Here is a 14,515-nt window from a genome sequence, read left to right on the forward strand (position 1 = left end):
GCGGTGCCTGGATGTCAAGCACCGCCTGCTTGCGGATCATGAGGGATCAGAGGGAAGCCTTGATCTTCTCGGCGACTTCCGGAGAGACCCATTCCTTCCACAGGGCTTCGTTTTCCTTGAGGAAGTGCTTGGCGCCGTCTTCGCCGGTAGCCTGGTTGTCGGTCATCCAGGCAATCAGCTTGTTAACGGTGTCGTTCGTCCAGGCACGCTTGTTGAGATAGTCCATGGCCGGGCCGGCGCGATCGGCAAAGGTTTTGCTCACGAGCGTCTGAACGTCGTCGGCCGGCCAGGCGTTCGGCTTGGGATCGGGGCAATCGGCAACCGAGGTACAGCGCTTCCATTCCGCCGCATCGTATTCGGAGCCGTAGCCGAGTTTCACCATCTCATATTTGCCGAGGAGCGAGGTCGGGGCCCAGTAGTAGCCGACCCAGGGCTGTTTGCCTTCGTAGGCCTTGGCGATGGAACCGTCGAGGCCGGCTGCCGAGCCGGTATCGACCAGCGTGAAGCCGGCCTTGTCGCCGCCATAGGCCTTGAAGAGCTGCGAGGTCACGACCGTTCCGCCCCAGCCTTGAGGGCCATTGAAGACGGCGCCCTTGCTCTTGTCTTCGGGAGCAGGGAAGAGTTCGGGATGCTTGAAGAGATCAGGGATCGTCTTGATGTCTGGATGGGCTTCGGCGATGTATTTGGGGATCCACCAGCCCTGGATCGCGCCGTCCGAAAGGATTTTCGAGGCAGCGACCACCTTGCCGCCTTCCAGGCCGCGCTTCACGAGTTCTGGCTGGAGGCTTACCCAGGCTTCCGGTGCGACATCCGGCTCACCCTTTTCAGCCATGGATGTGAGCGTCGGAACCGTGTCGCCGCTGACGATCTCGGCGGTGCATCCATAGCCTTCCTCGAGGATGATCTTGTCGAGGTTTGCGGCAACTTCGGCCGATTGCCAGTTCATGCTGGCGATGGTGACGTTGCCACACTCCGCGGCCGAAGCCGTGCTCGAAAGGCCGATCAGGCCAGCTGCAAGGACGGTTGAAGCCAAAAGTGCTTTCATTTTCTTGTTCCCTCTGGTCGCGGTGTGACGTGAACCCGGGCGCCTGCGGCACCGCGTCCGCCGGCAAGCCTATTGAGCATGCTTTCATGCGCCATGCGCCATTCCGTTTGCGTCAAAAAATGGCGCATTGACGTTTTCTTTCAATGGCTGGTCAGGTGATCGGAACAATCGTTCCAATGGGCGCAAATTGTGCCAAGCGGATCATTCAGAAAGAAACGCGTCTTTTGCCTGATCTTGCCAAGACCGGGACGCCGCGGGGCTGGAAATCGGCGGATCACGCATATTTTCTCACCTATACTGTCGGGCCTCGCGCTCGCCATCCGTCCTATGATCGTCAACGAAGTTAGGAGAACGACAATGCCTTACATCGATGGATTCGTCGTGGCTGTTCCGAAAGCCAATATCGAGGCTTACAAGAAGTTGGCGAATTTCGCCGGCTCGATCTGGAAAGAGCATGGTGCGCTCAAATATGTCGAGTGCCTTGCCGACGACGTGCCCTATGGCGAACTCACTTCGTTTCCGCGTGCGGTGATGGCGAAGGAAGACGAAGTGGTAGGGTTTTCCTGGATCGTCTATGGATCGAGGACGGAGCGCGACGATATAGTGGCCAAGGTCATGTCCGATCCACGCCTGCAGGGCGATGAATGGAAAACGGTCTTTGATGGTAAGCGAATGATCTACGGCGGCTTCGAAACTGTCGTCGAACTTTGAAAAAGGGACTTCCATGCCCCAGGCGATCATCTCCGTTTCAACCCGGGGGCAGGGCCTCTATGAATTCACCGACCAGGCGGCTGGCTTCGTCCGCGCAACCGGCGTGGACGAAGGTTTGCTCACCGTCTTTTTGCGCCACACCTCCTGTTCACTCTTGATCCAGGAAAATGCCGACCCGGATGTGCAGACGGATCTCAGTGCCTTCTTCCGCCGGCTCGTGCCGCCGTCATCGGACCCATCGATGCGCTGGATTGTCCACACGACCGAAGGACCGGATGACATGCCTGCCCACATCAAGGCGGCGCTGACACAGGTTTCGTTCGGTATTCCTGTTACGAGCGGCAAGATGGTGCTCGGCACCTGGCAGGGGCTCTATCTCTTCGAGCATCGCGACCGTCCTCATCGTCGCGAAATCGTGCTGCATGTCAGCGCCTGAACCGAACCTGAATACGCAATTCGAACGCCATTCAGTCTTAGCCCTATTGTCGAATCATTCCCGGAAGGGAGTTCGATCGTTCTTTGAAACTAGGAAAACCCGATGACCAATTTCATTGCCAAGGCATCGTTTTCCGCATTGCTTGCCATTGCTTCGATCCCCGCCAGCGTCTCGACTGCTGCCGCAGCAGGCCCGGAGCGCGGTGTTGTCATCGACGTCCAGTATCATCGTCCGCCACCGGTCTACCGCGGTTGCTCGCCAGTCATGGCTGTCCGCGCGGCTCGCTGGACCGGCCTGCGCGACGTGCGCGTCGTCAATGTCACACCGCGCCGCGTCGTCGTTGCCGGCCGTGACCGCCGTGGTTGGGACCGCATGACCTTCGCGAATGTCCGTGGCTGCCCGCTGATCCGCCGTTAAAAAGTAGCAGCCGCCGGTCTTTCAGACGCGGCGGCACAAGAACCGCCTTTGCCAATTCTTCTCGGATCACGGCAAGGGCGGTTTTTTATTGCCGGGCGGACGCTAAATGAAAAAAGCCTCGCGACGGGCGAGGCTGAGTTCTAGGCCGCTTCGGGGAAAAGAAGAAGCGACGCTCATTTCATTAGTACCGTCGAGTACGGCTGCAAAGTGCACTTTTGTCAATTCCGGTACGCTTTTGTGTTCGGGGATGCATTTTTTACAGGGCTTTATCGCCTTGATTTAGAACGTTCCAAACCGATCCGAGAACGGTGTGACTGCGCTGCAATTCATTTCTTGACAAATTTGGAACGTTCCAATTAACTTCCATAGTCTTGGAGGAGCAATCATGAGCAGGGAGCGGGTGACCGTTATCGACATTGCGAATGCCGCCGGCGTTTCAAAGTCGACCGTATCGCTCGTGCTGCAGGGAAGCTCGCTCGTTAACGAAACGACGCGCGCCAAGGTGAATGCCGCAATCCGCGAGCTCGGTTATGTCTATAATCGGGGCGCTGCCAATCTGAGGCAGGCGAACGCCAAGTCAAAAATCGTCGGCATGGTCGTCAACGACCTGACGAACAGCTTTTTCGCCGAGCTCGCCGTCGGCATCGACAGCGTCATGCAGTCGGCGGGTTACGTGCAGTTTCTCGCCAATACCGGCGAGAATATCGACCGGCAGCGCGAAGTCATTGCATCGATGCGCGAACACGGTATTTCCGGGCTCATCATCTCGCCGGCCCGCGGCACGGAGGCTGCAGATTTCGGGGCGCTCGCCAATGCCGGAATCCCTGTCGTGATGGCCGTCCGCAATGTGCCAGGTGCGCGGGTGTCATCGCTGACGTCGGACAATCACGCGGGAGCGGCCGCCTCCGTCGCGCATCTTGCAAAGCTCGGCCATCGCCGCATCGCCTTTCTCGGCGGCTTTCCGGATACCGCCGTCTTTACCGAGCGCTTTATGGGATATCGCGATGCGCTGATTGACGCGGGGCTGGATTTCGACGCGGATCTGGCCATCGGAGCGGCACCCTCGCGAGCGGGCGGCGTCGAGGCGATCGAGCGGGCGATGCGGCTTGCTGCCCCTCCGACGGCTGCGGTCTGCTTCAACGACGCGGTTGCCTTCGGCGTCTGTGACGGGCTTCGAAGCCGCAAAATAGAGCCTGGCGCCGAGTTCGCGGTGGTCGGTTTCGACGATGTGATCGAGGCAAAGACGGCGGTGCCCGCGCTGACGACCGTTTCCGTCGATCCGCAAGGCATGGGGCGCCGGGCAGCGCAGCTGCTTCTGAAGCAGATCAATTCGGGGGCGGCTGAGCCCGAAGCGTTGGTCAAAAGCGTGCGCCTGGTCGTCCGTCAAAGCTGCGGCACAGGCATTCAAGGAGGAGTGCGATGACGAATTGGGGTTTGATCGGTGCCAGCACGATCGCCAGGGAATGGGTGATCAGTGCGATCCGCGCAGCGGGCAGCGAGGCCGTCTCGGTGATGAGCACGGATGCGGCGCGCGGCAAGGCTTACGCGGCCGAGAACGGCATTGCGAAATCGGTGACCAGCGTTGCCGACCTCGTCCATGATCCGGATGTCGAGGCTGTCTACATCTCGACCACCAACGAACTTCACCGCGACCAGGCGCTGGCGGCGATCCAGGCGGGCAAGCATGTGCTGTGCGAGAAGCCGCTGGCAATGAGCCAGGCCGATGCGAATGCGATGGTAAAGGCTGCCAGGCAGGCGGGTGTGGTGATGGCGACGAACCACCACCTGCGCAATGCCGCCACCCACCGCGCCATGCGCGATGCGATTGCAGCGGGCAAGATCGGCAAGCCGCTCGCTGCCCGTGTCTTTCACGCCGTCTATCTGCCGCCGCATCTGCAGGGCTGGCGGCTCGACCGGCCAGAGGCGGGCGGCGGAGTCATCCTTGATATCACCGTGCACGATGCCGATACGCTGCGCTTCGTGCTCGGCGACGATCCGGTCGAGGCGATCGCCTTCGGCCAGAGCGGCGGCATGGGCAAGGCCGGGCTGGAGGATGCCGTCATGGGCGTACTGCGCTTCAAGTCCGGCGTCATCGCGCAGTTCCATGACGGTTTCACCACGAAATATGCAGAGACCGGCTTCGAGGTGCATGGCAGCGACGGATCGCTCGTTGCCAGTAACGTCATGACTCAGCGTCCAGTCGGCCGCGTGACCCTACGGAATGCAGAAGGCGAGACCGAACTCGAATGTAAAAACACCAATCTCTACGAGGTTGCGCTCAGGGCCTTCCACGATGCGGTTGCTGGGAAGGGCAGGCCGTCGGCGACGGGCGAAGACGGCGTCTGGTCACTTGCGACCGGCCTTGCCGTCGTCGAATCCGCAAGGACCGGCAAGGTGGTCAAGATCGAGCCGGGGCTCTGACATGGACAAGCACGTCACACCCGCCGACGCTGCAGCCCTGATCCCCGACGGTGCGATCGTCTCGGTCTCGTCGTCCAGCGGCCTCGGCTGCCCCGATTTGATGCTGAAGGCGATCGGCGAGCGTTTCGAAGCGACCGGCCATCCACGCGATCTGACGACGCTGCACCCGATTGCGGCGGGCGACATGAGCGGTATCAAAGGCGTGGACTACATCGCGAGGAAAGGCCTGCTGAAGAAGATCATCGGCGGCTCCTATCCCTCCGGCCCGTCAGGCGCCGAGCCACCATTGATCTGGCAGATGATCGGCAACGACGAGATCGCCGCCTATAACGTACCGTCGGGCATCCTCTTCGACATGCACCGTGAGGCGGCCGCCAAACGGCCGGGGGTGATGACCAAGGTGGGGCTCGAAACATTCGTCGATCCAGCGCGCGAAGGCTGCGCCATGAATGCCAAGGCCGCTGCCGAACCGGTCGTCAAGAAAATCAGCTTCGAAGGCGAGGACTGGCTGTTCTTCAAGGCAATCGCACCGCAGGTGGCGATCATCCGGGCGACGACGGCGGATGAGCGCGGCAACCTGACATACGAACATGAAGGCGCCTATCTCGGCGGCCTCGACCAGGCGCTCGCCGCCCGCAACAATGGCGGCATCGTCATCGCGCAGGTGAAGCGCATCACCAAGGAAGGCTCATTGAAGCCCCACGATGTCCGCGTTCCGGGCGTGCTCGTCGACTATGTCGTGGTCGATCCCGACCAGAAGCAGACGACGCAAACGCTCTACGATCCGGCAATCTCCGGCGAAATCTTCCGGCCGCTCGACACATTCCACCTGTCGGAATTCAATATCCAGAAGGCGATTGCGCGCCGGGTGGCGCAGGAACTGCAGGGTGGGAGCGCCGTCAATCTCGGTTTCGGGATTTCGGCCAACGTGCCGCGCATCCTGCTGGAGGAGGGACTTCACGGGGCGGTGACATGGGTGATCGAGCAGGGTGCCGTCGGCGGCGTTCCGCTTCTCGACTTCGCTTTCGGCTGTGCCTCGAATGCCGATGCCTTCATGCCGTCGCCCTATCAATTCACCTATTTCCAGGGTGCGGGCTTCGATGCCTCGCTGCTCTCGTTCCTGGAGATCGGCCGCGACGGCTCGGTCAACGTCTCAAAGCTCTCCTTCCGTCCACACGTAACGGCAGGCGCCGGCGGCTTCGTGGATATCACGGCGCGGGCGAAGAAGATCGTCTTCTCCGGCATGTTCAATGCCGGCGCAAAGCTCGGCGTCGAGCACGGTAGGCTGGTGATCGGGAAGGAAGGCAAACTCAAGAAACTGGTCAACGCCGTCGAGCACGTGACCTTCTCGGGTCCGCGCGGCGTGGCCCAGGGGCAGGATGTCACTTATGTCACCGAGCGGTGCGTAATGAAACTGACGCCGGATGGCATCGTGCTGACCGAGATCGCACCCGGCGCCGATCTGCAGGCACATATTCTCGACCAATCGGAATTTCGGTTGATCGTTTCGGACAATCTGAAGGTCATGGACGACGCTCTCTTCGGCGAAGCGCCGATCGGCCTCAAGCTGCCAGAAAAGCCAAAGCGGGTTCTGGAAGGAGCATCCCATGGGTGAGGTGAAGGTCTCAATCGAAGGTCACATCGCGGTCATGACCGTCTCGCGGCCGGAAAAGCTCAATGCCTTCGATATCGACATGCTGAAGGCGCTGGCCGCGGCCTGCGACGGGGTGGAGGCGAACGCCACTGTCCGCGTCGCCATTCTGACAGGCGAGGGAAAGGCCTTTTCTGCGGGCGGTGACATCAAGGCCTGGGGCGGCATGCGGGCCAATGAGTTCGGCCATGCCTGGGTGCGCTTCGGCCACCGCATTTTCGAGCGACTTGCGACGCTGCGCATGCCGCTGATCGCGGCGCTGAACGGCCATGCGCTCGGCGGCGGTCTGGAGCTGGCGGGCGCTGCCGATATCCGCATTGCCGAGAGCCAGATCAAGATTGGCCTACCTGAGACAGGCCTCGGTATGATCCCGGGCTGGTCGGGCACGCAGCGGCTGGTCAAGCGCTTCGGCGCGCAGATCGTCCGGCGGATGGTGCTCGGCGGCGAGATGTTTTCGGCCGACGAGGCAAAGGCGAACGGTATCGTCGACGCCGTCGTCGATACCGGCACATCGCTTGCCGCGGCCAGGGACTATGCCTCGCGCATTGCACTTCGCGGGCCGGCGGCGCTGGAGATTTCGAAGCTTCTGATCGCATCGGCCAATGGCGAGGACAATGGTGCGGCGGTCGAGGCGCTGGGATCGATCCTGGCTGCCAAGACTGGCGATCTCAAAGAGGGCGTTTCGGCATTTGCCGAAAAGCGTCCGGCTCAATTCAAGGGAGAATGGTGATGACGGTGCTGCTGAAGCCGCAGAAGCTCGTGGACGCGAAGGTGCGCGAGTTCAGCATGCTGATCGACGGCAAATGGGTGGAGGGCATCGAGGCAGGCACGATTGAGCGCGTGGCCCCGAGTCATGGCGTTGCCGTCAGCCGCTACAAGGCAGCGACCAAGGATGATGCGGTCAAGGCGATTGCTGCGGCCCGCAAGGCATTCGACCATGGTCTGTGGCCGCGCATGACAGCCTCCGAGCGCTCCAACATTCTGCTTAAGGCCGCGGACATGATCGCCGCGCGTACCGATGAACTTGCCTATCTCGATGCGATCGAGGCCGGCAAGCCGATCACGCAGGTCAAGGGCGAGATCGCCGGTGCTGCCGACATCTGGCGTTATGCGGCAGCACTTGCCCGCGATCTGCATGGCGAAAGCTACAATACGCTGAGCGAGGGAACGCTCGGCGTCGTGCTGCGGGAGGCCGTCGGCGTCGTCTCGATCATCACGCCTTGGAATTTCCCGTTCCTGATCGTCAGCCAGAAGCTGCCTTTCGCGCTTGCAGCGGGCTGCACGGCGGTCGTCAAGCCATCTGAACTCACCTCCGGCTCGACCCTCGTGCTCGGCGAAATCCTGATGGAGGCGGGCGTTCCGGCGGGCGTCGTCAACATCATCGTCGGCACGGGTGCAGCCGTCGGCGCGACGATGACCGGGCATCCGGATGTCGACATGGTCTCCTTCACCGGCTCGACGGGCATCGGCCGGCTGACGATGGAAAACGCCTCGAAGACGCTCAAAAAAGTGTCGCTGGAGCTTGGCGGCAAGAATCCACAGATCGTGTTTCCGGACGCCGATCTCGACGCCTTCGTCGATGCCGCCGTCTTCGGCGCCTATTTCAATGCAGGCGAATGCTGCAATGCCGGATCGCGACTGATCCTGCATCGCGACATCGCCGACGACGTGACGTCGCGGGTGGCGGCGCTGTCGCAAAAGGTGAAGGTCGGCGATCCACTGGATCCATCGGCGCAGGTGGGTGCGATCATCACGCCGCAGCATCTGGAGAAGGTTCAGGGCTATGTTTCCGCCGCCGTGGGCAGTGGTGCGAATGTCACGCTTGGCGGCAGCCATATCGACTTCGGTTTTGGCCAGTACATGGCACCGACAATCCTTTCCGGCGTCAAGCCGGAGATGGCGGTGGCGCGCGAGGAGGTGTTCGGACCGGTGCTTTCGGTGCTGACCTTCAAGACTGCGGAGGATGCTGTCCGCATCGCGAACTCCGTCGATTACGGCCTTTCGGCCAGCGTCTGGAGCCGCGACTTCGACACCTGCCTGACGATCGGACGAAAGGTAAGGGCCGGCACGATCTGGATGAACACCTTCATGGATGGTGCGGCGGAACTGCCCTTCGGCGGCTATCGCCAATCGGGCCTCGGTCGCGAACTCGGCCGGCATGCGGTGGAGGACTATACCGAGACCAAGACGCTCAACATGCATATCGGCGCCCGGACGGGCTGGTGGATGCCGCGCTGAGCCAAGGGCTTGCGTTCTGGGAGGATCGCTTGGTGAAGCAGCAGGACATCGTCATCATCGGCTCGGGGATCGGCGGGGCGACCATCGCTGCCGCGCTTGCTCCTTCTGGCGCCGATATCCTCGTTCTTGAGGCGGGCGGGCATATCGAGGACCGGCCGGAGAACCGCGACCAGCGCGCGATCTTCCAGCGCGGCCACTTCCGGCCAAAGGAATTCTGGTACGAGAGGGACGGCAAGCCGTTCAATCCCGGCAATTACTACAATGTCGGCGGCAATTCGAAGTTCTTCGGAGCGGTCATGGTGCGCTACCGGCGCGAGGATTTTTATGAGATGCGGCATCTGGAAGGCATCTCGCCCGCATGGCCGTTTGCCTACGAAGAACTGGAGCCATGGTATAGCCGGGCGGAGCAGCTTTATCAGGTGCGCGGGCAGATCGGCGAAGACCCTACCGAGCCTGTACATTCGCAGAACTATGCCTTTCCGCCCGTGCCCGACGAGCCGTCGATTGCGCTTGTGCGCGAGCGGATGAAACGGAACGGCCTGCATCCGTATTCGCTGCCGCTCGGCATCGATATCGAGCGCTGGCTTGCCAAGGCGAAGACGCCCTGGGACGCGCATCCGAACAGTTTCGACGGCAAGATGGATGCCGAGACGATCGGCCTTTCGCTGGCGCTGCAGCATCCGAACGTCCGGCTGCAGACCGGATCGCGGGTGACACGGCTTCAAACGGCGGCTGACGGCAAGCGCATCGAGACGGTTCATTACCGCAAGGATGGCGCCGACGAGGCGGTCTCTCCGAAGCTCGTGATCCTTGCGGCCGGCGCGGTGCAATCCGCCGTCTTGCTGCTGCGCTCGGCGGACGAGAAGAATCCAAAAGGGCTCGCCAACAGCTCGGACCAGGTCGGCCGCAATTTCATGAACCACAATTCGAGCGCCGTGATCGCGGTCTCGCCGACCTATCGAAACGACGCGATCTATCAGAAGACCTTCGGTTTCAACGACTATTACCTCACGGACGGCGAGAGCGGGCCGCCGCTCGGCAATGTCCAGCTGCTCGGCCGCGTTTCCGGCGCCATCCTCAAGGCCAATATGCCGTCGCTGCCGGAATGGATGCTGAACAAACTCTCGGCGCATGCGATCGATTTCTATGCGATGAGCGAGGACATTCCGCATCCCGAAAGCCGCATCATGGTCGATGGCGAGCGCATTCTGTTGCAGTGGGTGCGGACGAACTGGCCGGCGCATCTGATGCTGGTGAAGAAGCTGAAGCAGGCGCTGAGGGCGGCGGGCTTTCCTCTGGTGCTCTCGCGGCCATTCGACAAGCGCACGCCGTCGCATCAGTGCGGCACGATCAGAATCGGCAACGATCCGGCGCAGGCGCCGCTCGACATCTGGTGCCGCGCCTACGACCATCCGAACCTCTTCGTCGTCGATGCGAGCTATCTGCCGACGTCCGCCGCGGTCAATCCGGCGCTGACGGTGGCAGCGCAGGCGCTGCGCGTCGGGGATCATATCCTGCAGAAGGAACTCGCGTGATGGCACAGGGAAGGCGGTCGGTCGCGCTTGTCACCGGAGGGAGACAAGGTATCGGACTGGCTATTGCCGAGGCGTTGGCGAAGGCGGGGCATGACGTCGCGATCACCGGAATAGAGGATGCCGGGGCGAACGATCTGGTGGTCGAGACATTGCGTTCGCTCGGGGTCGACGCCTCTTATCTGAAGGCTGACCTGGCGGACCTTGACGGGCATGCCGCAACCATCGAGGACGTCCTGCAGACATTCGGGGCGATCGACTGCCTGGTGAACAATGCCGGCATCGGTTCGATTGTCCGCGGCGACTTCATCGAGCTGAAGCCGGAGAATTTCGACGCGGTGCTCGACACCAATCTGCGGGGGACGGTGTTCTTCACGCAGGCGGTCGTCAAGGCGATGCTGGCAAGCGGCGCCGGGCAGGCAACGCGTTCGATCGTCAACATCACCTCCGTTTCCTCTGAGCTGACGTCGCCGGAGCGGCTGGACTACTGCATCAGCAAAGCCGGCCTTTCAGCCTTCACCAAGGGATTGGCGGTGCGGCTTGCCGAGAGCGGCATTGGCGTCTTCGAAGTGCGGCCAGGCATCATCCGCACGGCGATGACGGCGACGGTATCCGAAAAATACGATGCGTTGATTTCAGGCGGGCTCGTGCCGATGAAACGCTGGGGGAAGGCCGAGGACATCGGCGCGATCGTCGCAGCCCTCGCGTCGGGGAGCTTCGGCTTTGCCACGGGCTCGGTGATCGATGCTGGTGGCGGGCTTTCGATCGGCCGCCTTTGAGCGGGGGATTTGGGATGGCATACGACTACATCATCACCGGCGGCGGCCCGGCGGGCTGCGTTCTCGCCAACCGTCTGAGCGAGGATCCAAATGTCAAAGTGCTGCTTTTGGAAGCAGGCGGCAGCGACTGGAACCCGCTGTTCCACATGCCGGCAGGCTTTGCCAAGATGACGAAGGGCGTCGCGAGCTGGGGCTGGGAGACGGTGCCGCAGAGGCACATGAAGGGCAGGGTGCTGCGCTATACGCAGGCCAAGGTCATCGGCGGCGGCTCGTCGATCAATGCGCAGCTCTATACGCGGGGCAATGCCGCCGACTACGATCTCTGGGCCAGCGAGGAGGGCTGCGATGGCTGGGATTATCGCTCCGTTCTGCCCTACTTCAAACGCGCCGAAGACAATCAGCGTTTTTCCGACGACTACCATTCCTATGGCGGACCGCTCGGCGTTTCGATGCCGGTTTCCGCGTTGCCGATTTGCGACGCCTATATCCGGGCGGGGCAAGAGCTCGGCATTCCCTATAACTACGATTTCAACGGCCGGCAGCAGGCGGGCGTCGGCTTCTATCAGCTTACGCAGCGCGACCGCCGCCGCTCCTCGGCCTCGCTCGGCTATTTGTCACCGATCGGAGACAGGGGTAACCTGACCATCCGGATGAATGCCCGCGTTGTGAGGATCGTGATTGAGGGTAGAAAAGCGATCGGCGTCGAGGTTGCCGGACGCAACGGCGTCGAGCTCATCCGCGCCGAGCGGGAGGTCCTCGCTTCTTCTGGTGCTATCGGGTCGCCGAAGCTGCTGCTGCAATCCGGAATCGGGCCTGCGGACCATCTGAAAGCTGTTGGCGTGGATGTGAAGCATGATCTGCCCGGCGTCGGCGGCAATCTGCAGGATCATCTCGACCTCTTCGTCATTTCCGAATGCACCGGCGACCACACTTATGACGGCGTCGCCAAGCTGCACCGCACGCTTTGGGCGGGCTTGCAATATGTGCTCTTCCGCTCGGGCCCCGTGGCCTCCTCGCTCTTCGAGACCGGCGGCTTTTGGTATGCGGATCCAAACGCGCGGTCCCCCGATGTCCAGTTCCATCTCGGCCTCGGCTCCGGTATCGAGGCGGGCGTCGCCCGGCTGAAGAACGCCGGGGTGACGTTGAATTCCGCTTATTTGCATCCGCGCTCGCGCGGCACCGTGCGTCTCGCATCTGCCGATCCGGCGGATGCGCCGCTGATCGACCCGAATTACTGGAGCGATCCGCATGACCGGAAGATGTCGATCGAGGGCTTGAAGATCGCCCGCGAGATCATGCAGCAGGCGGCGTTGAAGCCTTATGTGCTGGAGGAGAAGCTGCCGGGAAGCGGCGTCGTCACCGACGAGCAGCTTTTCGACTACGGCTGCGCCAATGCCAAGACGGATCACCATCCAGTCGGCACGTGCAAGATGGGCGCGGATGCCATGGCCGTCGTGGGTCTCGATCTGAAGGTGAGGGGGCTGGAGGGACTGCGCGTGTGCGACAGCTCCGTCATGCCGCGTGTTCCCTCGTGCAATACCAACGGTCCGACGATCATGGTCGGCGAGAAGGGAGCCGACATCATTCGCGGGCGCGAACCCTTGCCACGCGCCATCTTCTCCTGGGAACGCAACGACACGCGGCCGAGAGCAAGGTCAGACGTTCGCTAGACAGGTCAGGCGCGAATGAAGAGCGCGCCGACGAGGCCGAAGATAACGATCGATTGAAGGATGAACATCGGCAGTTGATCGGACATGTTTCCCTCCCATGGGCACGATTTTCATGCTTGTTCGGTGACAGTCATGCTGCCGGCCAAAGCCGGAATGCTGGAGGCGAATGCTGCCACGGCATCATGACGAGCGCAAATCACCTTTCCGAATATCGAATTCCTCTTTTTTGCGATCGGAAGAGCAAAAGATGGTATAATCGCTTTCGATGCGATGTGCGGCAGACACCGCTTTGCGAATGTCCGAAGAGGAATAGCATTCGAAACTTAGGCGGTTTTGCAATATTCGAGCGTCGCATCATAACACAGCATGGAACCTTTTATGCACTTAGTAGTTTTAGAGTGTACAGGAGGACTACTATGACCAATGATTTTAATAGACCTGGACCGGATGTTCGTTCGACACCGGGAAGCGACCGCCGGTCACCATGGGCAATGTGGATCGGTATCGCGGCTGTTGTTGTAATCATAGCCCTTGCAGCGATTTACTGGCCGCGCACGAGTGCACCGCCAGCCACACCGCCCGCCGGCGAGACAACAACGACCCAGCCGCCAGCTACAACGCCACCGGCAACGTCGACCGCACCGGCAACGCCACCGGCAACCGAGCCGGCCCCGGCAACTCCGGCACCGGCAACGCCGCCGGCTACCGAACCGGCACCGGCAACACCGCCGGCAACACCGCCGGCAACGCCTCCGGCGCAGCAGTAAGGTAATAAAAAGCCCGCCAGAACTGACCCCCGAATGTTGGACATCAACCTTCGGGGGTTTTGCATGTCGAAACACAGTCTGGCTTTTAAGCTTTCTGTTGTCGAGTTTTGTTAGAAGGGCGAGCGAGGCGCTCGCAAAGTAGGCCGGCATTTCGGAGCGGCATCGATGCCCACATCGACTGGGCGGCTGCAGTTCGTCGATGAGCACACCCATACGGTCTGGTCGGATTACATCTTCGGCAGTTGACAGGCGATAGCGGCGCGGGTGCGACGCTCGGGGACTTCAAATCCCGCGTCTTTGGCATCGGCCCGCAGATCGGTTACAAATTCGAAGCCAACGACACCACCGACGGGTATGTGAACCTGAAGGGCTACTGCGAGTTCGGAGCGGAGAACCGTGGCTGACGCTGACAGTCTCACCAGCGGAGAGGTTCGCAGAGTGTTGCAGCGATCAATTGAACCCACCGCCGATTGGGGACGTTCGCCGCCGTGCGCCATAATCTCGCGGCCAATTCTCTTGCTCTTTGACAGCGGCCATCGCGTTAGGTGCGGGCGATGGATTCGACTTCATGCGCGTCGACAAGCAGCAGCTTGGGAAAGCTCGATCTTTTATAATGATAACGAGCGATTAGCTTAAACTGTGCGTTTTAGCGATCGGACAACTTCTGGTCAGCATGCACGTCGCGGCCATCGCGCCGAAATTCCGCGGACTAGAAGAGTCGAGCTCGAGGATGGATGAAACGCGATTGCATCCAGTTCTGCGCGTATTAATTGCATGAATTACTTAAACAAGATGGTTGATTGCATTATCGGTGGTACTTCTCGTACCGATATTGAATCTAAACATCG

General features: G+C 61.2%; 14 protein-coding genes. 12 read left to right on the forward strand and 2 right to left on the reverse strand.

The window, feature by feature from the left end; genetic code table 11:
• Positions 1 to 46: 46 nt before the first annotated feature.
• A complete protein-coding gene (locus ACZ9DP_RS21320) occupies positions 47 to 1,045 on the reverse strand; it encodes an ABC transporter substrate-binding protein (RefSeq protein ID WP_022714285.1) in 999 nt (332 codons plus the stop codon).
• A gap of 357 nt (positions 1,046 to 1,402) precedes the next feature.
• Between ACZ9DP_RS21320 and ACZ9DP_RS21325 the strand changes: the two genes are divergently transcribed.
• From ACZ9DP_RS21325 to ACZ9DP_RS21375, 11 genes are all read left to right on the forward strand, one after another.
• The gene (locus ACZ9DP_RS21325) at positions 1,403 to 1,756 is read left to right on the forward strand and encodes a DUF1428 domain-containing protein (protein WP_074068992.1); all 354 of its coding nucleotides are present in this window, start codon (positions 1,403 to 1,405) and stop codon (positions 1,754 to 1,756) included.
• 13 nt (positions 1,757 to 1,769) lie between these two features.
• Positions 1,770 to 2,192, forward strand: a complete 423-nt coding sequence (locus ACZ9DP_RS21330) for a secondary thiamine-phosphate synthase enzyme YjbQ (RefSeq protein WP_239598104.1) — start codon at positions 1,770 to 1,772, stop codon at positions 2,190 to 2,192.
• 102 nt (positions 2,193 to 2,294) lie between these two features.
• Positions 2,295 to 2,609, forward strand: a complete 315-nt coding sequence (locus ACZ9DP_RS21335; RefSeq protein ID WP_476203492.1) for a hypothetical protein — start codon at positions 2,295 to 2,297, stop codon at positions 2,607 to 2,609.
• A gap of 385 nt (positions 2,610 to 2,994) precedes the next feature.
• Positions 2,995 to 4,032, forward strand: coding sequence for a LacI family DNA-binding transcriptional regulator (locus tag ACZ9DP_RS21340; RefSeq protein ID WP_476203493.1), 1,038 nt, complete (start codon positions 2,995 to 2,997; stop codon positions 4,030 to 4,032).
• Positions 4,029 to 5,030, forward strand: coding sequence for a Gfo/Idh/MocA family protein (locus ACZ9DP_RS21345; RefSeq protein ID WP_476203494.1), 1,002 nt, complete (start codon positions 4,029 to 4,031; stop codon positions 5,028 to 5,030). Before ACZ9DP_RS21340 ends, ACZ9DP_RS21345 begins: the two co-directional genes overlap by 4 nt.
• Position 5,031: 1 nt before the next feature.
• Positions 5,032 to 6,645 carry an acyl CoA:acetate/3-ketoacid CoA transferase gene (locus ACZ9DP_RS21350; RefSeq protein ID WP_476203495.1) on the forward strand — a complete coding sequence of 538 codons (1,614 nt, stop codon included), beginning with the start codon at positions 5,032 to 5,034 and terminating at the stop codon, positions 6,643 to 6,645.
• Positions 6,638 to 7,411 (forward strand): enoyl-CoA hydratase/isomerase family protein, encoded by a 774-nt coding sequence (locus ACZ9DP_RS21355; RefSeq protein WP_476203496.1) that lies wholly within the window; start codon positions 6,638 to 6,640, stop codon positions 7,409 to 7,411. Before ACZ9DP_RS21350 ends, ACZ9DP_RS21355 begins: the two co-directional genes overlap by 8 nt.
• The gene (locus tag ACZ9DP_RS21360; protein ID WP_476203497.1) at positions 7,411 to 8,919 is read left to right on the forward strand and encodes an aldehyde dehydrogenase family protein; all 1,509 of its coding nucleotides are present in this window, start codon (positions 7,411 to 7,413) and stop codon (positions 8,917 to 8,919) included. The genes ACZ9DP_RS21355 and ACZ9DP_RS21360 overlap by 1 nt, the downstream gene beginning before the upstream one ends.
• Before the next feature lie 29 nt (positions 8,920 to 8,948).
• Complete coding sequence (locus ACZ9DP_RS21365; RefSeq protein WP_476205439.1) at positions 8,949 to 10,454, forward strand: FAD-dependent oxidoreductase; 1,506 nt, start codon at positions 8,949 to 8,951, stop codon at positions 10,452 to 10,454.
• Complete coding sequence (locus ACZ9DP_RS21370; RefSeq protein ID WP_476203498.1) at positions 10,454 to 11,230, forward strand: 3-ketoacyl-ACP reductase; 777 nt, start codon at positions 10,454 to 10,456, stop codon at positions 11,228 to 11,230. Before ACZ9DP_RS21365 ends, ACZ9DP_RS21370 begins: the two co-directional genes overlap by 1 nt.
• A 14-nt stretch (positions 11,231 to 11,244) precedes the next feature.
• Positions 11,245 to 12,900 carry a GMC family oxidoreductase gene (locus tag ACZ9DP_RS21375; RefSeq protein WP_476203499.1) on the forward strand — a complete coding sequence of 552 codons (1,656 nt, stop codon included), beginning with the start codon at positions 11,245 to 11,247 and terminating at the stop codon, positions 12,898 to 12,900.
• Positions 12,901 to 13,441: 541 nt separating this feature from the next.
• Here the strand turns inward: ACZ9DP_RS21375 and ACZ9DP_RS21380 are convergent.
• A complete protein-coding gene (locus ACZ9DP_RS21380; RefSeq protein ID WP_283068580.1) occupies positions 13,442 to 13,711 on the reverse strand; it encodes a hypothetical protein in 270 nt (89 codons plus the stop codon).
• Between the two features lie 174 nt (positions 13,712 to 13,885).
• On the opposite strand from ACZ9DP_RS21380, the gene ACZ9DP_RS21385 reads away from it, so the two are divergent.
• Positions 13,886 to 14,071: a transporter gene (locus ACZ9DP_RS21385; RefSeq protein WP_476205441.1), complete on the forward strand. Its 186-nt coding sequence runs from the start codon at positions 13,886 to 13,888 to the stop codon at positions 14,069 to 14,071.
• Positions 14,072 to 14,515 lie beyond the last annotated feature (444 nt).

The sequence above is a fragment of the Rhizobium sp. USDA 4016 genome (genome assembly GCF_056279705.1).

Excerpts from the sequence above, each read along its gene's own strand:
- ACZ9DP_RS21330 (WP_239598104.1), top strand. The coding sequence starts at position 1,770 with ATGCCCCAGGCGATCATCTCCGTTTCAACCCGGGGGCAGGGCCTCTAT.
- ACZ9DP_RS21360 (WP_476203497.1), top strand. The coding sequence starts at position 7,411 with ATGACGGTGCTGCTGAAGCCGCAGAAGCTCGTGGACGCGAAGGTGCGC.
- ACZ9DP_RS21370 (WP_476203498.1), top strand. The coding sequence starts at position 10,454 with ATGGCACAGGGAAGGCGGTCGGTCGCGCTTGTCACCGGAGGGAGACAA.
- ACZ9DP_RS21345 (WP_476203494.1), top strand. The coding sequence starts at position 4,029 with ATGACGAATTGGGGTTTGATCGGTGCCAGCACGATCGCCAGGGAATGG.
- ACZ9DP_RS21340 (WP_476203493.1), top strand. The coding sequence starts at position 2,995 with ATGAGCAGGGAGCGGGTGACCGTTATCGACATTGCGAATGCCGCCGGC.
- ACZ9DP_RS21350 (WP_476203495.1), top strand. The coding sequence starts at position 5,032 with ATGGACAAGCACGTCACACCCGCCGACGCTGCAGCCCTGATCCCCGAC.
- ACZ9DP_RS21320 (WP_022714285.1), bottom strand. The coding sequence starts at position 1,045 with ATGAAAGCACTTTTGGCTTCAACCGTCCTTGCAGCTGGCCTGATCGGC.
- ACZ9DP_RS21325 (WP_074068992.1), top strand. The coding sequence starts at position 1,403 with ATGCCTTACATCGATGGATTCGTCGTGGCTGTTCCGAAAGCCAATATC.
- ACZ9DP_RS21355 (WP_476203496.1), top strand. The coding sequence starts at position 6,638 with ATGGGTGAGGTGAAGGTCTCAATCGAAGGTCACATCGCGGTCATGACC.
- ACZ9DP_RS21335 (WP_476203492.1), top strand. The coding sequence starts at position 2,295 with ATGACCAATTTCATTGCCAAGGCATCGTTTTCCGCATTGCTTGCCATT.
- ACZ9DP_RS21380 (WP_283068580.1), bottom strand. The coding sequence starts at position 13,711 with ATGTCCAACATTCGGGGGTCAGTTCTGGCGGGCTTTTTATTACCTTAC.
- ACZ9DP_RS21375 (WP_476203499.1), top strand. The coding sequence starts at position 11,245 with ATGGCATACGACTACATCATCACCGGCGGCGGCCCGGCGGGCTGCGTT.